This is a genomic window from Paenibacillus sp. FSL A5-0031, from assembly GCF_001956295.1.
In the GTDB taxonomy this organism is placed as follows: Bacteria; Bacillota; Bacilli; order Paenibacillales; family Paenibacillaceae; genus Pristimantibacillus.
In genome coordinates this window covers 200,673-218,606 of the sequence record NZ_MRTD01000010.1, presented here as the reverse complement: position 1 = coordinate 218,606, position 17,934 = coordinate 200,673, and the positions used below count along the sequence as shown (strand labels likewise).

Here is a 17,934-nt window from a genome sequence, read left to right as displayed (position 1 = left end):
TACGCGCGTAATACACATTTGCGATGAATGTGAGGTATGACTATGAACACGATTGAAGGCTGGACGGAAGTTGCGTTCAATAATCGGGACCCTGTTTATTTGCAGGTGGTCCGTCATTTTAAAGAACGAATCGCAACGGGCAAGCTTGCCGCTGGCCAGGAAACTCCCTCCAGAAGGGAGCTGGGCACGCTTATGAAAATTAATCCCAATACGGTACAGAAAGCGTATAAGGAAATGGAGGAGCAGCAATTGATTATTACGGAAGGAAACTCACCTAGCCGAATTACGAATGATAAAGAACTGCTGAATCAAATAAGATCGGAGCTCATTGGCGAGGCGGTAGGTGCTTTTGTGGCGTCGGTGCGCAAAATTGATGTACCCATCGAAGAGCTGCTGCAGCTGGTAAAGAACAAATATGAGGAAGGTGAGCCGGAGCATGATTGAGGTAAAAGATATACATAAGCGGTATCGACGCCGCGATGTTCTGAGTGGCGTTTCTTTTACCGTGCAAAAGGGAGAAATCGCTTGCCTTATCGGCGTGAATGGAGCTGGTAAGTCAACGATTCTGAAGGCAATCATGGGACTGACTCCAATATCGGCAGGCTCGATCCTTATTGATGAACAACTTTTAAGTCCAAGCTTGTATGAGAAAATAGCGTTCGTGCCCGATCATTTGACGATGCCAACCAGCATGAAAATATCCGATGCAATCAAGTTTATGGCTGACTTTTATGAAAGCTGGAATCCAAAACGCGCAAGTGAGCTCATGCAGTTTTTTAAGCTGGAGTATTCGGATAAAATCGGGAACCTGTCGAAAGGAACTGCCGCTAAATTCAATCTCATGCTGGGATTAGGACAAGATGCTGATTATATCTTAATGGACGAACCGTTTTCCGGCATCGACTTGTTCAGCAGAGAAACGATAGTGGACGTGTTTACGAGTGAATTGATTGAGGGGCGTGGCGTTTTGCTCACAACGCATGAAATCGGAGAGATGGAGCAGCTCATTGATAAAGCTATTTTATTGCAGAACGGTAAAATAAACAAATCGTTTTACTGCGAAGAAATGCGCAGCGAGCAAGGGAAATCAGTCATTGATGTGATGAGAGAGGTGTACCGAGGATGAACCGTTATTTGAAGCTTGTTCATATGGAAGTACATCGTTTTCGCTGGGTGCTCGCTATTCTAATGGCAATTGTTGCGATTACCCAATTTGCTTCGCTCATTTGGGCGACGACCAAAGAATTGTCATTTCGAGAAAAGCTATTGTTAGAGACTGTAGACAAGAGTCTCCTGGGTGGCTTTTCTCCTCAATATTTATCGTTTGAATGGGCCATTTTCAGCTCGCAGATGGGTTATATTTTGCCGATGTTCCTTTGTATGGGTGTACTTGCCTTATATGTTTTTGTTATCTGGTACCGTGATTGGTTTGGCCGTTCTACTTTTGTATATCGATTGCTTATGCTGCCAACGGCTAGAAGGAATCTTTATTTAGCCAAAATATCGGCATTTCTCCTGTTCGTTCTTGCGTTTATTTCGTTTCAATTACTATTGCTCATGGTTCAGCATATCGTATTCAACCTCATCGTTCCGGCTGATCAGCGAATAGACTCCCATATCGTTGAAGCAATCATCAGCAATCAAGCACTTATATGGCTTATTCCGCAGCAGTTTGAACAGTTTGTTTATTTATACGGCTTTGGAGCCATCGTTGTAGTAGCTGTGTTTACTGCCATTTTGCTGGAGCGAAGCTATCGTCGTTTAGGCATTTTGTATGGCGTGCTTTATTTGGCCGGTTGTGTGTTTGTTGTGGCAGCTCCATTTTTATTTTTGTATATGGATCAGTACTATAGTTATTTGTATCCCTATGAAATATTTGCGCTTGGGCTAACCTTGTGCATTCTTGTGCTCGGCATTTCGGTGTGGCTCGGCATGCGGCTGATGGCCAAAAAGATTACGGTGTAAGGAGAATGTTCATGAGACGTTATTGCTTATCGATCTTAATGGTTGTGCTCGTTGTAAGCGGAATAGCCACTTATTATTCATATGGCAGATTAGATTTTTTGCCTGATTATAAGCTGGAAACGATACAAGGCGATGCCAAGGAAGGCGCTGTTATCGAATTATCAGGCTCTCAATATTTAGAGAGACGCTCCGAAGCTCTAAATATTAATTCCAAAGGAAGCGAATATTACAGGTCGAATGAAAATATGCGTAAAAATGTGCTTAGCGGAGACTCGTGGTTCTATAAGCAGCCTGACATTAAGCAAATGATAAAAGACCATAAGTCATTTATGCGGGGTAAACTTAATGCTCAAGGCTTTTACAGGGACGAGGAGTGGGTCATTTATGCAGAAGTCAAAGCAGAAAAAAAGGGCTCAGAAGCCGCAATGGCGGTATTTCAGCTGCAGCTGCTTGAAGAATCAACAGACAAAGTATCGAAGCTTAAAGTGACTTATGAGCTGCCGAGAGCTGTGAAAACGACAAGAGTGAACAATTTCAGCAATAATTATATGAATTTAGTGGATGTTCAAAAGGTAGATGAAGAGATTCATTTGCTCGTCAGTACATATGATTACGACAACGAGAGCAGCAGGTACGAGATATTTGTCATCGATATGAAAAGCGGGAAGCTGCGGCGTAATACGAATATCGAGTCACTGGGCATCAAGTCCACAAGCAATAAAAAAGATGTTCAAATCCAAATTGGACATATGGGGGATTCAAGTGGCCAATACAGTACTCCTCTCGAGAAAGTACTCTTTATTGTAAGGGAAGAGAAAATTAGCCAACAAGATCGAGAAGCGAACAAGGTGCCAGAAACGCTAAGCGAGAAATATTATGCCTATTCCTACCGTACGGGCTTAATGACTGAATTGACTAATTTAGTTATTAAGGAAGCGTGGACGAGTCTGCAGGGCGATGAATATTATGTAGCAGAAAGTGGACCTGAACACATCACCTTATCGCGGTATCATTTATCAACGAATAAATTCGAGCAAGCTTATGCCAAATTATCCGCAGACCAGTTGAACGTAGACGAGATCAAATTCCCGTTGATTAAATCAAATCGTGTATACGTTATGACCAATCATGCAGATGTTGCCGGAGCATCTGTACTCGATCTTGCAACAGGGGAATTGCTCTACACAGGGCGTGTAGTTGAAATCGGCAATGACAAGCAAACACCAGAGGAATTGAAGGAGAATCTACATTTGAATAATATGGATATCGTCGGAAAAATAAATGGATGAGGAAATGTTATGAGCAGAGCCATTCTAACACCTTGCAAGCTCCAGCAGCTAAAAGGGATTGAGCAATACGCCTATCAGGTTGCTCACTTTATTTTGCAAGATGCATATCTCGCAGAAGAGGCAGCAAAAGCTGCTTTATTGCAATTATGCCTTGCTCACAAGCCATTCGAGGGAACGGCGGAGGAGCTGCAAGGCCTAGCGAAAAAACTAACGATTAGTGCCTCAATTAAAGCAGCAGGTTCGGTTTCGATTAGCCGATAGGAGACAAACGAAATCATCCATACGTTAAAACGGAAAGAGCCAAAATCCTTAGGAAAGGATTTTGGCTCTTATTTGTTTCGTGAGCTGAAGCAGCTTTAGCTAATTACTTATTTTGCGGAAAATTCGTTCTGACTGATTAAAATCCTCGTATTTGATTTTATGAACCGAGATTAGTGATTCCATATTGCCTAGTGCCAAGAAGCCTTGTAGAGCGAGGCTTTCAAAAAACAAAGTATGAACACGACTTTGCAGATCCGGGTCAAAATAAATGAGAACGTTCCGGCACAAAATAACATGAAACTCATTGAAAGAACGATCCGTTGCCAAGTTATGCTGAGCAAACATCAAATTTTCTTTGATGTAAGGATGGAATAAAGCATGCTCATAATCAGTCGTATAATAAGAGGAAAATTCTTTTGTACCGCCAGCCTGCAAGTAGTTTTTGGTGAATCCTTGCATTCGTTTGAGCGGGAACTTCCCTTGTTTTGCACTCTCGATAACATGCTCATTCATATCCGTCGCATAAATCTTCGCTTTATCCAGCAAGCCCTCCTCTTGGAGCAGGATAGCCATCGAATAAACCTCTTCTCCAGTCGCACAGCCCGCATGCCAAATGCGAATTTCAGGAAGGTTCCTAAGAAAAGGAATTACATCCTTGCGGAACGAAGCAAAGAAATTTGGATCACGGAACATTTCGGTTACTCGTATGGAGAAATCATTAAGCAAAATATGAATAAATCCAGGTTCATGGAGCACCTTCTCTAGGAGAGAGGTGATCGTAGGCAAGCCTTCCAGATTCATTCGATGCGTAATGCGTCTGCGAAGCGATGAACGCAAGTAATTGCGGAAGTCATAACCATAGACGCGGAAAATGCCATCCAATAACAAATCGATTTCGATTCGTTCCAGATCATCGAGCGTTAATTCATTATAATCTACAGCTTCTTCATTTCCTTGACTGGTCAATTGCCCACCTGCTTCGTCAACCATACCCGCATCAGCGAGAAAAGCTGGTCCATATTTAGAGGTTTGCTAATATAATCGGAAGCACCGGCTTCCAAACATTTGTCGCGATCGCTTTTCATCGCTTTCGCCGTAAGCGCAATAATTGGCGTATCCTTCATTTCAGTATCCTGACGTATGATTTGCATCGTTTCAAATCCATCCATAATTGGCATCATAATGTCCATGAGCACAATATCGAAGTCGGATTGTTCTTTTATAATGTCCAAACATTGTCTACCATTGCTTGCCACTGTTACGTTAAATGCTTTGTTCTCAAGCGCTTTGACGAGAGCGAATACATTACGGGAATCATCCTCGACAAGCAGCACCTTTTTCCCTTTAAATAGAGTGCATTCATCTTCCGATAAGTCAGAAATGTTATGATCGGCAATATCAGGCGCGGCATCGATGGCCACAGTTTCTGAAGCTGCTGCAACCTCTTGATTAAGGGATACAAGCTGTTCTTTCTCCATATCAGGCAGGCTTGGTACGTAGAGAGTAAAAGTACTCCCTTTTTTTGGCGAGCTTTCAAGGACGATACTGCCGCCAAGAAGCTTAGTAAATTCATTGCAAATGGATAAACCTAAACCTGTTCCGCCATATTGACGATTCGTTTCGCCATCGACCTGCTGGAACGCTTCAAATATTAGCTGCTGTTTATCCAGTGGAATGCCTATTCCGGTGTCGGTTACAGATATGGCCAAAACGTCTTTATTTATATGTGCTGGTACAAGTTTTTGTACTTCATGCGAGCCAGCCTTTTGGATGCTCAGAGTAACTGATCCTTTTTCCGTAAATTTAAAAGCGTTGGATAATAGATTTTTCAAAATTTGCTGCAGCCGCTGACCATCTGTATAAAGCAATTGAGGGACATTAGCATTGACGTTAATATGGAAAGCTATCTCTTTCTGCTCAGCGACAGGTTGGAATAGCAGCTTCATATGTTCAGGAATTTCACTTACGTTTACTTCATCCATCGTCAAGATGAGCTTTCCGGCCTCGACTTTAGACAGATCAAGAATGTCATCTATTAGCGTTAATAGATCATTACCGGAAGTATTAATGACTTTAGCATACCCTTCTTCATCCGAATTAAGCGTATGGTTCTCATTTTCCGCAAGGAGCTGAGAGAGAATTAAGATGCTGTTTAATGGAGTACGAAGCTCATGAGACATATTAGCCAAGAAATTGGATTTGTACTGCGAGCTTTGTTTAAGCTGCTCCGAATAGGCCTCAAGCTCTTCTTTTGCTTTTTCCAATTCCTTTGTTTTCTGCTCAGCAAATAGATTCTGTTCCTCTAGATGCTCGGTAGTCATGCGCATTTCCTCTTGCTGCATCTGAAGCTCTTCAGACTGTGTCTGCAGCTCCTCGGTTTGCGTTTGAAGCTCCTCCGTCATCACTTGCGATTCGCTAAGCAGTCGCTCGATTTCCATTCGGCCAACAACGCTGTTAATCGCAACGCCAAAATGAGTATCGATTTGTTCAAGCAGCTTTAGGTGCTGAGAAGTGAACGACTCGGTGGAAGCAAATTCAACGACAGCTACTACTTTGCCTTCATACTCGAAAGGCACGATCAGGATGCTCTTAGGCTGAAGCGTTCCAAGACCTGAGGTTAAGTTAATAGGATGCTCTGGAGCCGTGTTCAACAAAAACGTACGTTTTTCAAGCGCTGCTTGACCGACAAGGCCTTCGCCCAACCGGAAGCTTTCTAGTCCAGACTGGTCGCCATGGGCTGCATAGGAAGCCATTTTCACAAGTCTCTGCTGCTCGCCTGCACCTTGGCGGAGATAAAATAAGCCATAGGCAGCACCTAGAATTGGAGCAAGCTTCGTGAGAAACGAATCGGCTAGCGTTGAGGTATCATTAATGCCTTGATTCATCGTTGCCACTTCGGCAACTTTTGTTTTGATCCAATCTTGATCGTTTATATTATCAAGCAAACTGTTGGTTGCTTCGGCGAGATCTTTAATTTCATCTCGTGTATTTACTTTAATACGAGTGGATAAATCCCCTCCGGAGGATGCGATATCGTTTATCGTCTTCACAACCTGTTGGATCGTTTTGACGATTGCGCCGGAAACAAATGAAACAATAATGAAAGCAACAACGGATACGATAAGCAGCATGAGATACAAGCTAATAATGAGTATGTCATTTCGATTTTCCAATTCAGCAATGTGCTCTTTCGTTGAAGTGATCTCATTTTGTCGCAAGGTTTCTAACTGTATCCGAAGCGAATCAATATGGTCTTTTCCAATGTCGTCATTAAAGAAATCAATAATGCCTTGCGTATCGTTATTTTTGCGCATGGTTAGAGTAGGCTCACCGGCAATTTCGATCCAATTTTGTATGGTCAGTTTTATCTCTTCCATACTTTTGAGTGTAGTTGGATTGTCGGATAAATACTGGTACAGTGCGTTATAGTTGGCTTCCCATTCGCTTTTTCCACGAATATAGGGCTCTAAATAAAGGTCATTGCCCGTAATCACATAACCGCGCTGGCTAGTCTCCATGCTTACGACATTATAGCGAATACTGGTAATCAAATTATGAACTTCGATGTCTCGACTTGTAATGGACTCAATTTCTGTTTGTAAGGATGATATTCTCTCGCTGACGACAAGGATAGAAACGCCCAAGCAGAGTATGATCAGAAAATAGCCGAGTAAAATCTTTGAGCGGATTTTGAAACGTAAATTACCCAATAGAATAAACTCCTTTATATGAAAGAATTCTAGTAACAGTCTCTCTTTATTATAGCATGAAAGAGTGCATAGAATATTCCTACCTCTATTATGAGAAAAACCGCTTTTTGTTTCAAAGAATGAAATAGGGGGTATGTAATGAAAAAAAGGAAGTGATGACCGATGGATCTACTTATGCAAATCAGTATTGCGGTTATAGCGATTGCTTTTCTTGTTCTCTTGTATTCACTAATTCAAACGTTGAAAGTATTGCGAGGTGCACTCGATGAAATGAGGCAAACCGTTGGCTCGCTGCGAACCGAAGTGACTCAAATTAGTGTTGAGGTGAAGGAGGCCATTCATAATACGAATGCAATGACACTAGATGTACGAACGAAGCTAAGCTCGCTCGATGTGTTGTTCGCATCTGTCAATGATCTTGGTCACGCCTTGCACTCATTTACTGGAGCGGCTAAGGAATCCGCAGCAAGCGTAGTTGCTTCCATTAAAGGTGAAGGCAAGAAGAAACCAGCGTCAGAACCTAGCTTAATAAGTACGATATACGATGGTGCGATTTCCACAATAAGGATATGGAATAAAGTTAAGAAAATATAAGCTATAATAGGAACATAGAAGAGAGGACAGAAGCGACTATGAACTCATTCATTCGTTTATCGATTCCGGCGAGAGCAGAATTTATTGATATTGTTAGACTTACATTATTTGGCGTTGCGAACAAAGCAGGTTTCTCCTATGAGGAAATTGAAGATATGAAGGTTGCTGTAACCGAGGCTTGTACGAACGTTGTACTCCATGCGTACAGCAACAGCCAGCCTGGTGTAGTGGATATTAGCTTCGAACTTGAGGAAGAAGGGCTTTCTATTCGCATCAAGGACGAGGGTACGAGCTTTAAATATGAGCCATCCGCAAGTAAAACCGAGTCTCTGCACAATAAAGAACTAAGTGAAGTAACGGCTGGTGGACTTGGGCTGTTTATGATGCATGCATTGATGGATAAAGTGGAAGTGTTTTCTGAGAGAGGCACCGAGGTAATTTTGACCAAGCTATTTGGTAGGAAAGAGGAGATGGCATGAACGCAAATTCATCCTTCCTGGATCCAGAACATATGATTGAAAAAATAAAATTGTATCAGCAATCGAATTGTAATGAAGTTGCAACCGTATTGCTGCAGCATTTTGAGCCTATTGTGAAAATGGCCGCTGCAAAGATGTCGCGCAGCAGACCAGATCTCTATGAGGATTTATACCAAGTCGGTCAGCTGTCTATGCTGCGTTTATTTAGGCAGTATGACAGCTCGCGTGAAATCCCATTTGAGGGATATGCAATGAAGAGCATTATCGGGCATTTGAAAAACTATTTGCGAGACAAGTCTTGGTATATCCAGGTGCCGAGACGGATTAAAGAAAAAGGCTTGCTGATTCAGCAAGCCATCGATCACTTAACCGTCGAGCTCGGCCACTCGCCCAAAATGGAAGAAATTGCGGTTCATTTGGGGCTTTCGGTGGAAGAAACGATAGAGATACTCTCTTGCCGCGAATCCTATCATTATGTATCGCTTGATACTCCATTATCAAGCGAAGGGGAAAGCGCTGCTACTATAGGCGATCTAATTGGCTCAGACAAGGACGATTATCAGAATGTTGATAATCGTCTAGACTTGGAGGAGGCGATGGATCAACTGAAAGCAGAGGAGAAGAAGGTACTCATTCTTGCTTATCACAATGGTCAATCTCAGCGTGATATAGCTGATCAGCTTGGCGTATCGCAGATGAGTGTTTCTCGCATACAAAAGCGGGCTATTGAGAAGCTGAAGGTACTCTTAGCAGATCATAGCACTGAATTTGGAACGTAAAAGCACTTTTATTATTTTATAATATATTAAAAACCCCCTTTCCATCTTGATGGAAAGGGGGTTTTTGTTATAAGCCATATAGTTATTGAACAGGATCGGGTACCATGCCATTCTCAATGACTTGCGCATTGGTTTCCATGTTCTCCATATCCTCGCCAAGCTTAATCATCTCTTCTTCTGTAGGTGCCATTGAATTTGTAGTTGATTCAAGCTCGTCCTCGTCTTTCATTTTATTACCTCCCGGTTGTTGCAAGTCCATCCTTGACATCATCTTTAGCAGAGGAAATGGAATCCATAATATGCTGATTTGATTTTTTGGCGTGATCTACCAAGTCGCCAGCTTCCTCTTTGATATTAGTTGCTATATCCTTCGTGTTTTGTCCAACGGTAGCAGCTAAATCCTTTGTATTATTTCCCACCGTAGTGGCAATTTCCTTTGTCTTCTCGCTAATCGTCTTGAACTTGTTGGAGAGATCCTCCCGCAGGTTTGCACCTGTTTTTGGTGCGAACAGCAGAGCTGAAATAGCACCGATAGCACCTCCTACGATTGCGCCAATCAATACGCCGTTACTAGAGTTTTCTCGTGACATTTGTCATCTCTCCTCGATTTGTATTTGTCGATCAAGTTGATCAACGTTGTTTGAATTTCTTAATTATATATAAACGAAAACAAACGTTTTGAAACAAAACAATAAGGAAACTATTGACAATTAAAGGGAGACGATGCTACGATTTGTTTCGATTTCTCACTTACTTGCTAGGAATTATGTGATATGAACGGTTGAGTAATCGAAAGCATGGAATAATTTATATAAAAAGATTGAGAAGGAGGGCGTTTATATTTAGTAAGAAGAAAAATTGGAAGAAGCTTTAGAAAAGTTTTTAAAATTAATATATTTATTCTCTTAAATTGGTTAATTATTGAGTTAATTATTCCGATAAAAAAATTGCCTGCCTATTTCACCTATGTAGAAACTCGCAAAAATAGAGAGATAGAGGAGAGAAATCATGTTTAAACGAGTGGAGAATGAGCTGGAGCTGGCTATGTTTAACGGCATTTGGACAACCGTCTGGATGGAGAAAGGTTTTGAACTTGAATTTTCTGAACACACTCTTGAGAGATTCGTCATTGTGACAGAGGAAGGACATTATGTAGGGACATCTGAAATTAAGCCCTATTCCTTGACTTCAAGCTCCATTAACGATGCAGGTCCGTTTCAAACGCATCCGAAAATTATTGAAGCAGGCGACGCTGTAGCTGAAATTGACAAAATTGCACTGCTCCGATCCTATAGAGGAAGGCATATCTCAGATTTGCTCTCGTCGGCAGTCTACATAGCAGAGAAGCTGCAGCTGAAATATTTTGTCTCTTTGCTTGAGCCGAAATTTATGAGGGCACTTCGTATTTCATATCAAGTACCATTAGAAAAAGTAGGAGAGAAGGTGTTCTATAAGGGAGATGACGTCATTCCCGTATTGTTCGATATGGAAAAGATGTATCGCAACAAAAATAGTTATGAATGGCTCGTCTATCCGCAAGAAGCGGTTTTGGCTGCAAACGGTGCAGGAGGAACTGGACGTACCGTTTAAACGTATGAAAACATGAGTTAACTCAGAAAAGGCGGAAATGTCATGAAAAAAGAATTAACAGAACTAGACAAACGGAATCGATTGTTAATAAAAATCCTGTGGAGTTTGCTTGCTCTCGGGATCGTTACAGATCTTGCTATTGGGCTTGATGCAAAGATGGTTCTTCTTCTTGCGGGAGTCGGTATATTTTTGTGCGGTGCAGCTACTTTCATGACATACCGTGGCATTTTTACACAATCTATTAAATTTTTTGTACCCTTTATATTGACCATTATCGTTACTTTATTAATTGTATCGGATCCGAATCCTATTGTGAGCACGTACTTTTTAGTTTATGTAAACCTCGCAATCATTACTCTTTACGCAGACTATAGACCGATTATTTTGACAGGTGTTTTGGGAGCCGCAGTAAGCACATATTTATTCTTTGATCCTGTGCTGCAGCCTAAGCTATTCCCTAACGAATCGCTTGTTTATTTATTTTTGTATCTCTTATTTGCTACCGTTGCACTCGCATTCTCAGCGGGCTTCAGCGGCAAATTGCAGCGGCAGGTAACAGACAAGCAGCGGGAAGCTTTAGCTTCTAAGGATATGGCAGAGGCGCTGCTCGCTAAACTAAACTCTTCTATTATTGTGTTAACGGAGTTCAGCAGCAGCCAGCAGCTGACGGTTCGTTCCACTGGAGAAATATCGAAAGAGGTAACGGCAACGTTCTCCGAAATGTCGGCTGCGATCGAGAAGCAGACAGGGACTATTATGAACATTAGTGAATCCTCGCAGGTCATTGATACTTCGGTTAAAACGCTTTTGGAAGGTACGGAGCAGCTGAAGCAATTTTCTACGGTTAACGCAGATTTGACGGAGAACAATCGGGAGAAAATGGCTGTGTTATCGTCAGAGGTAGAAAGCGTTCGCTCTATCATTACACATACCGTGGACATGATGATTGAACTCAATGAGCAAAATGATCGTGTAAGCTCAATTGTAGAAACGATTAGTACGATTGCTGAGCAGACGAATCTACTTGCGCTTAATGCTGCGATTGAAGCAGCTCGCGCAGGAGAGCACGGCAGAGGTTTTGCTGTCGTATCAGGCGAGGTGCGCAAGCTTGCAGATAATGCGAGAGCGGCGACGAATGAAATATCTGAAATTTTGACGGGTATTCGTTCACAAATCAGTGCTGTACATGCGCAAGTTGAAAGCGGCCAAGCGGCAGTGACAACGAGCAGAGATGTATCTTTGCAGGTTGAGAAGCTTATTGATCAGATAAACGAGAATACGGAGCTTGTAAAAAGGCATTCCGATTCAGTTGGCAGCTCTGCCAATGAATTGCATGAGCGTTATGCGAGCATGTCGAGTGAAATGCTCAATATCGCAGCTACAACGGAACAAAATATGGCTTCTGTTGAAGAGGTCCATGCCAGCATGGAAACACAGGATATGAAGATTCATACGATGGTAGAAGAATATGCTCAGCTTGATCAATTGCTTTCAGAGCTTAAGCAAATGGCGGCGAAGCATTAAGCTGATTTGTCATAAGCTTTATTGAAAACGCCAATAGAAGGAGTCTGCTTACCTCGAATGGGGCTGGCGGCTCCTGAAATGGCGTTTTTTTGTTAGTTTTATATGAATATGCATGAATAATTTACGCGCAAATATGGAATCACAAACCTCTGTTATCGTTGAGCAGATAATGGAGTAATTTTGCGTACTAAATGATTTCTAAATGTTTATTACTTAGGTTCACGGCATGATAGCCATTATAATGACAAGAACAATGAAAATAGTGGTTAGAGCCGTTGAAGGGGATAAGATATGATTGATTTTTTTTGTTTTGATACAGATGAGAATAGGATATCACTGCTAGCTCGAGCGAGAAAAGTTGCATTATCGGCACTGCTGGAGTATGACTTGGAATGGGTGAGCATTCGATTTGTTCAGCTATCCGACACGATCACATATAAAATTGAGACAGATACAGCGGAAAAATATTTGCTACGAATTCATTCGGATCGACTCAGCATAGAGGAAATTCGTTCAGAGCTTGCTTTGCTTCAGGCCTTAAATAAATCGGAGGATTTGCATGTGCCAGAAGCGCTGGCAAGCTGCAGCGGCGCTTATGTTTTGGAGATCGATACGGAAGCCGGCTATCGTCGTCCGTATGTTACTCTGATGCGATGGGTAGATGGCGAGCACGCTAGCGGGGAGTTTTCGGATCATACGGTTCAGCTTATGGGAGTCATGATGGGAAGGCTTCACAAAGCGGCTGCAAATTTTGTCCCAACTTCTGATTTTGTTCGTCCTGTTTGGGGAGCAGAGAGCTTTAGTCGTCAAATGGCTAAGCTGGAACAGTATTATGGATGTTTTCTATCGGGTGAGGCATGGAGCTCGTATCAAGCAGCAGCTGAGAAAATCATATCGGAACTGGCTGCAATGGAACGAAGCGGAGATAACTACGGACTCATTCATGCGGATTTGCATAGCGGCAACATCGTTTTTAACGAGGATCTGCCGTATGCCATTGATTTTGGCAGATGCGGTTTTGGTTATTTTCTGTACGATATGGCAGGCTCGCTATTAGAGCTTTATCCGAAGCATCGCTGGCTGTTTATTCAAGGCTACGAGAGCGTAAGAAAGCTGGAAACGGACTATGTTAAGAGGCTTGAATGTTTTTTCGTCATGTTCATGATCGAGAATTATTGCCACCATGCTTCCGATCCAAGAGAAACAGATAGTTTAATTGCAGAACAGCCGTATGCTCAGGCGTATATAAGAGATTATTTAAACGATACACGGTTTTTATTCCAAGTTATCGAACCTATGGAAATCGATTAACTTAGGAAGGAAGGATAAAGGAAACTGGCAAATGTTTTTCCATCAAGGTACACCTGTATAACGAGGGTTGATAGGTGGAAAATATGATTTTAGTTCCACAAAGGCTGATCGTTGTTAAGTCCGTGCGCTGCGCGGGCTTTTTTTGTGTATGGAGCGAAGCATCAAAATAATAAAACAGATAAGGCAATTGTGAAACATTGTAAATTAAATAAACGTTTAATACTTATCTAAGCAAACAAGGCGGTGTTTAATTGGAGATAGTCAAACATTTTTTTCTTTGGATTTTTATGATTATATTGTTTGTTGCGGCAGCGGTGGTCTTGGAATTATTCGAGGGGAGCAAAATTATGACAACCGAATATTATGGTCTCCGTAATATCGGGCTGACGTTCGTTTTGCTGATGGTTGTTTACGCCTTCCTTTTTTATCCGATTACATTGCTGCCCATCTCTTTGGTTGTTCATAAGCTGGTGAAATCACTAATGATTAAGGCTTCAATCTATATCCTGTTTGGTGGATTGGTGGGCGTATATATGTTTCATTATTTATATGATAATTTTGTCTCGGGATACGAGTTGAATAGAAATAGCTCTATTATAATATTTGCGGTTGTGGGTTTGTTATATGCCCTAGCAGAAAATATGCTGCACCGCCGAATGAGGGAATGATATGGAAACCTGTTTTTTGTTGACTGGGAAACCGCGAGTAGGCAAATCGACTGCCATTATACAGCTCATTAACCGAATAGGCGCTGAGCATGTTGGAGGATTTTATACGGAAGAAATACGAAATGAGACGGATCGTATTGGATTTAACTGCGTAACATTGGTTGGAGAAAGCGTAAGAATAGCAAGTGTAGATAGTACAAGTTCCATAAGAATAGGAAGATATGGCGTTGAATTAGAAGCTTTTGAGAATTTAGCTCTAACGTCAATTAGACAATCCTTGAAGACGAAGAAGGTAACGGTTATTGATGAAATTGGCTACATGCAAATGTTATCGGTACCTTTTCGGAAAATGGTCTTTGACCTAGTTTCAAGCTCTCAGCATCTCATCATAGGCACGATTTGCTTGGATAGCCATCCCGAAATTGACAAGATAAAGGAACTGCCAGGCATTAAGCTTTACGTTATGAATGAAGAAAATAGAGAATTAACAACAGAGGCGTTGGAGAACGATCTTTTTAGGTTATTGTAGGTGGTATAGGGGGAGATATAAAGAATGTTTGATGAAATCCACGACAAGCTGGAAGAAATGCGTAAAGAAACAGATGAGTGCTATTTCTGTATTGATAAGAGTGAGTATGTTGACGAGAATATCATATTAACGATTACAATCTATAGAGATGAGTCAGGAGTAAGAGTGGAAAAGGGGAAACAATGGGAAATTATTTGTGAAACCGTATTGGATCAAAGGCTAAGGTTAGATAAGGCGTTTGGCTACCTTGATCTTTTAAATAAGCATCCTTATTTGTTTAAGTATAATAAACCGGAATATAATATTTATGGTCCAAAAGAAGCTTTTAAAAATGATGAAATAGCTGGAGCCATTTATCACGAGTTGCAAAAATATTTACAACGCTTTTTTGCGTTGGAGACGATAAGTCATTACATGCCTAGTTACGGCACATACGGTTATCAGGAAAAGGACAGATATGCTTCATTTTGTTCAGGACCGATAGAAATCGTAAATATTTATAAAAAGGTGTTTCAAGCCCACTCCTTAAATCCTGGGATTGATCGTTCCCCTATTAATCATAATGATAAGGGTAAAATGAAACTTTTACTTATGCGTCAACATGAAGAGCCTTCTTTTGTAGTTGCAAAGAACTTTACATACAGGGAAGTTGAATGTTGAAATACATCTGTTATCTATGGCACTACGCAACGAAGTAGAGTAGTCTGAGTCTCAACATATTTTGGTGAAAATTTTTATTAAAAGGGGAAATCATGAGATGAGTTATGATATTCATATTACGAGAGCAAATCATTGGACAGATAGCGCGGATAATCCAATAACATTGGAAGAGTTAAAAACCTATTTTGCTGCGAAAAAAGACTTTGAATATTCGAATCTGTTTTCTATTGCCGGTCCTTTCAATATTTCAATTGATGGAGAGTTTTTCATTTGGTCATATGAAGACATTAAAGTACCATTTAGTTATTCAAAAGGTAGGATAACAGTCCCTGAGGCTGAAGGGGAAGTAATGGATAAGATGAAAGAAATTGCGACTGAATTGCAAGCGATAGTGCAGGGAGACGAAGGGGAAGCTTATTAATTTGATAAAGAAGCTTCCTAATCCACGTTCTAAGTGGGTGGGGAGGCTTTTTTTGAATGGGCAGATTTGCTCGATAATGAGTATGTGTGAGGTTAATCGTATTTTGAGTAATCGATCTACTAACAGGAAAAACTCCTGTTAATTTCTCAGTTTATACGTCAAATGCTCAACTAACAGGAAAACCTCCCGTTAATTTCGCGAAATTAGCTCTAATTGAGGAATAAGAAGAAATTTAACGGGAGAATTTCCATGTAATTAGTTGAATTAGCCCCTTTTTGATGAATTAACAGGAGAAATTCCCGCTAGCGTAGGGATTCTCGTAACAATTGAAGGGATTTACGTGTAAAGAATCGATTTAGTAAAGGGTTTGGGTAACATTTGCGTGAATCCCGCGTAAAAATCGAGTTAGCGTAGGGATTCTCGTACCAATTGAGTGGAAATCCCGTATGAAGAATCGAGTTAGTATAGGGAGTTTCGTATCATGGGGAAATTCATACGAAGAATCCAGTCAGTATAAGGATTTAGGTAATAAATTAGTGAATTGAGCGTGTGAATCTTCAGTTGGCGTAGGGAGCTCAGTAGCAAGTGGCGAAGCAAGCTTGGCCTTTGCAGCAGCGAAAGCATGGTGCTAATTTGTAAAAAAGAGTCGTATAAATTAGTCCGATAAGTGTTGACGGATGGAAAACATCATGTTAAATTTAATTTATCCTATTGAATTAGTCGGAAATGAATAATGACACTTGCATCGTCATTCATGGCAATGGTTTCGCTGTATTTGATTGCAAGTCGCGCTCGCTAGAAAACTGGAGGCGCATGCCAACCGAATGCCGAATCGGTTGTCGTGCGCCTTCTTTTTATTCAAAGGAAGAGGAGATGGGGATAGTGAGTCATGTTGGTTTTGGAGCTAATGCTCAGTCACTTGAGCAGCAATACAGTAAAGAGGTTGCCGATGCAAGAAGCCCTGATTATCCTGTACACCCGCTTATTCTGAATCGATGGTCGCCACGCTCCTACTCGGAGCAGCTTGTGAGCGATGAAGAGCTTTATACGGTTTTGGAGGCTGCAAGATGGGCGCCATCGTCCAGCAACTTGCAGCCATGGAGATTTTACGTCGCAAGGGAAGAAGCCGAGCATGAGCAGTTCCGCAAGTTCATCGTGCCTGGCAACCGCTTGTGGACTGATCGCGCACCCGTGCTGCTGCTTCTAGCTTCTGAAGCGGTTAAGCAAGATGGCAATCCGAATGTGTCCCATGCTTTCGATACAGGAGCTGCTTGGGCAACTTTGGCGCTGCAAGCGAGGCTGCTTGGTCTATCGACTCGTGCCGTTGGAGGATTTGACCGAGCGGAAGCACGCAAGATTTTAGAAGTACCCGAACATATTGCACTGCATGCCGTCATTGCACTCGGTCATCGTGGAGGACTTGATACGCTCGATGAAAAGTTTCGCGATAAAGAAATTCCGAATGGGCGACGCCCCTTGGCTGAGAGTCTATTGGAGATTAAGGTAGATTAAACGGCTAATCGCATTTCTGGAAACCCGTGTGACCAAGCATTTGGTTTGATGGCACTTATACATTTAGTTTGAACACACTCATAAATTTGGAGAGGATGTTGAATATGTCCAGAACGGTTGAGGTTGCTGATGAATGGTTGAAGCGAATACAGGATCAATTGGCAGGCGTTCAATATGGCATCGTTCAAATTACGATTCATAATGGTCAAATTGTACAAATTGATCGGACGGAGCGCAGCCGTTACGAGGTGGAGAAGCTGCCATCTGCTGCTCGCAAGCAAAGATAACCGTTATAAGTGGAGAGGATGCGTATGAAGAACGATAGGAGCTCCAGTTTATATGAATGGCCGGATCTTGCCTTCCATCATTACTGCTTGCAAATGTATCGGCTGAACCGTGGTGTCTACAATACCATTGATCAATGGCTGTATGACAACGGTTATGCTGGAATTAAAGGCCGGCGGAAGATGATTATTCAGTTTCTAGATCACATGATCAAGCTGCAGGCGGAAGAAGGCCATAAGTATTTATCTTTTGGCAAAGGAAATTTGGTCGCTCAGCTTAGCCAATTTGCTGCTGAACACAAAGTTCCGGTAATAAGAGCCTTGGCCGCATACTAATAATGAATATATTCGACCGGAA

General features: G+C 41.7%; 22 protein-coding genes. 18 read left to right on the top strand and 4 right to left on the bottom strand.

What is annotated here, in order from left to right:
* Positions 1–42: 42 nt before the first annotated feature.
* Genes BK120_RS18875 through BK120_RS18855 form a run of 5 tightly spaced genes read left to right on the top strand, consistent with a single transcriptional unit; the run spans position 43 to position 3,515 of the window.
* Complete coding sequence (locus tag BK120_RS18875) at positions 43–444, top strand: GntR family transcriptional regulator (protein WP_076269054.1); 402 nt, start codon at positions 43–45, stop codon at positions 442–444.
* Positions 437–1,126 carry an ATP-binding cassette domain-containing protein gene (locus tag BK120_RS18870; RefSeq protein WP_076269053.1) on the top strand — a complete coding sequence of 230 codons (690 nt, stop codon included), beginning with the start codon at positions 437–439 and terminating at the stop codon, positions 1,124–1,126. The genes BK120_RS18875 and BK120_RS18870 overlap by 8 nt, the downstream gene beginning before the upstream one ends.
* Complete coding sequence (locus BK120_RS18865) at positions 1,123–1,965, top strand: hypothetical protein (RefSeq protein ID WP_076269052.1); 843 nt, start codon at positions 1,123–1,125, stop codon at positions 1,963–1,965. Before BK120_RS18870 ends, BK120_RS18865 begins: the two co-directional genes overlap by 4 nt.
* 11 nt (positions 1,966–1,976) lie before the next feature.
* Entirely contained in the window at positions 1,977–3,254 is a 1,278-nt protein-coding gene (locus tag BK120_RS18860) for a hypothetical protein (protein ID WP_076269051.1), read from the top strand.
* A gap of 9 nt (positions 3,255–3,263) precedes the next feature.
* Complete coding sequence (locus tag BK120_RS18855) at positions 3,264–3,515, top strand: hypothetical protein (RefSeq protein WP_076269050.1); 252 nt, start codon at positions 3,264–3,266, stop codon at positions 3,513–3,515.
* Positions 3,516–3,614: 99 nt separating this feature from the next.
* Here BK120_RS18855 and BK120_RS18850 read toward each other — a convergent pair whose 3' ends face one another.
* Positions 3,615–4,481: a CheR family methyltransferase gene (locus BK120_RS18850; protein ID WP_372239004.1), complete on the bottom strand. Its 867-nt coding sequence runs from the start codon at positions 4,479–4,481 to the stop codon at positions 3,615–3,617.
* Complete coding sequence (locus BK120_RS18845) at positions 4,478–7,225, bottom strand: ATP-binding protein (RefSeq protein ID WP_076269048.1); 2,748 nt, start codon at positions 7,223–7,225, stop codon at positions 4,478–4,480. Before BK120_RS18845 ends, BK120_RS18850 begins: the two co-directional genes overlap by 4 nt.
* 162 nt (positions 7,226–7,387) lie before the next feature.
* Between BK120_RS18845 and BK120_RS18840 the strand changes: the two genes are divergently transcribed.
* Genes BK120_RS18840 through BK120_RS18830 form a run of 3 tightly spaced genes read left to right on the top strand, consistent with a single transcriptional unit; the run spans position 7,388 to position 9,077 of the window.
* Complete coding sequence (locus tag BK120_RS18840) at positions 7,388–7,819, top strand: DUF948 domain-containing protein (RefSeq protein ID WP_076269047.1); 432 nt, start codon at positions 7,388–7,390, stop codon at positions 7,817–7,819.
* Between the two features lie 38 nt (positions 7,820–7,857).
* Positions 7,858–8,298: an anti-sigma B factor RsbW gene (rsbW, locus tag BK120_RS18835; RefSeq protein ID WP_076269046.1), complete on the top strand. Its 441-nt coding sequence runs from the start codon at positions 7,858–7,860 to the stop codon at positions 8,296–8,298.
* The gene (locus BK120_RS18830) at positions 8,295–9,077 is read left to right on the top strand and encodes a sigma-70 family RNA polymerase sigma factor (protein ID WP_076269045.1); all 783 of its coding nucleotides are present in this window, start codon (positions 8,295–8,297) and stop codon (positions 9,075–9,077) included. The genes rsbW and BK120_RS18830 overlap by 4 nt, the downstream gene beginning before the upstream one ends.
* Positions 9,078–9,159: 82 nt before the next feature.
* Here the strand turns inward: BK120_RS18830 and BK120_RS35315 are convergent, their stop codons facing one another.
* Together BK120_RS35315 and BK120_RS18825 are read right to left on the bottom strand one after the other, a co-directional pair.
* Positions 9,160–9,306: a hypothetical protein gene (locus BK120_RS35315; RefSeq protein WP_179089826.1), complete on the bottom strand. Its 147-nt coding sequence runs from the start codon at positions 9,304–9,306 to the stop codon at positions 9,160–9,162.
* Between the two features lie 4 nt (positions 9,307–9,310).
* On the bottom strand, positions 9,311–9,667 hold the full coding sequence (locus BK120_RS18825; protein WP_076269044.1) for a YtxH domain-containing protein: 357 nt from the start codon (positions 9,665–9,667) through the stop codon (positions 9,311–9,313).
* Positions 9,668–10,085: 418 nt separating this feature from the next.
* Here BK120_RS18825 and BK120_RS18820 point away from each other — a divergent pair, with 418 nt between their 5' ends.
* The 10 genes from BK120_RS18820 (at position 10,086) to BK120_RS18775 (ending at position 17,912) form a co-directional block, all read left to right on the top strand.
* A complete protein-coding gene (locus tag BK120_RS18820; RefSeq protein WP_076269043.1) occupies positions 10,086–10,667 on the top strand; it encodes a hypothetical protein in 582 nt (193 codons plus the stop codon).
* A 42-nt stretch (positions 10,668–10,709) separates the two neighbouring features.
* Complete coding sequence (locus BK120_RS18815; RefSeq protein ID WP_076269042.1) at positions 10,710–12,191, top strand: methyl-accepting chemotaxis protein; 1,482 nt, start codon at positions 10,710–10,712, stop codon at positions 12,189–12,191.
* Between the two features lie 291 nt (positions 12,192–12,482).
* On the top strand, positions 12,483–13,502 hold the full coding sequence (locus BK120_RS18810) for a phosphotransferase enzyme family protein (RefSeq protein ID WP_076269041.1): 1,020 nt from the start codon (positions 12,483–12,485) through the stop codon (positions 13,500–13,502).
* Between the two features lie 251 nt (positions 13,503–13,753).
* Complete coding sequence (locus BK120_RS18805) at positions 13,754–14,170, top strand: hypothetical protein (RefSeq protein ID WP_076269040.1); 417 nt, start codon at positions 13,754–13,756, stop codon at positions 14,168–14,170.
* A 1-nt stretch (position 14,171) separates the two neighbouring features.
* Positions 14,172–14,699 (top strand): nucleoside-triphosphatase, encoded by a 528-nt coding sequence (locus BK120_RS18800; RefSeq protein WP_076269039.1) that lies wholly within the window; start codon positions 14,172–14,174, stop codon positions 14,697–14,699.
* Between the two features lie 24 nt (positions 14,700–14,723).
* Positions 14,724–15,359 carry a hypothetical protein gene (locus BK120_RS18795; protein ID WP_076269038.1) on the top strand — a complete coding sequence of 212 codons (636 nt, stop codon included), beginning with the start codon at positions 14,724–14,726 and terminating at the stop codon, positions 15,357–15,359.
* A gap of 97 nt (positions 15,360–15,456) precedes the next feature.
* Positions 15,457–15,780: a hypothetical protein gene (locus BK120_RS18790; RefSeq protein ID WP_076269037.1), complete on the top strand. Its 324-nt coding sequence runs from the start codon at positions 15,457–15,459 to the stop codon at positions 15,778–15,780.
* An 882-nt stretch (positions 15,781–16,662) separates the two neighbouring features.
* Entirely contained in the window at positions 16,663–17,292 is a 630-nt protein-coding gene (locus BK120_RS18785) for a nitroreductase family protein (RefSeq protein ID WP_256710948.1), read from the top strand.
* A gap of 104 nt (positions 17,293–17,396) precedes the next feature.
* Positions 17,397–17,579 carry a YezD family protein gene (locus BK120_RS18780; protein WP_076269036.1) on the top strand — a complete coding sequence of 61 codons (183 nt, stop codon included), beginning with the start codon at positions 17,397–17,399 and terminating at the stop codon, positions 17,577–17,579.
* 24 nt (positions 17,580–17,603) lie between these two features.
* Positions 17,604–17,912, top strand: a complete 309-nt coding sequence (locus BK120_RS18775; protein WP_076269035.1) for a hypothetical protein — start codon at positions 17,604–17,606, stop codon at positions 17,910–17,912.
* Positions 17,913–17,934 lie beyond the last annotated feature (22 nt).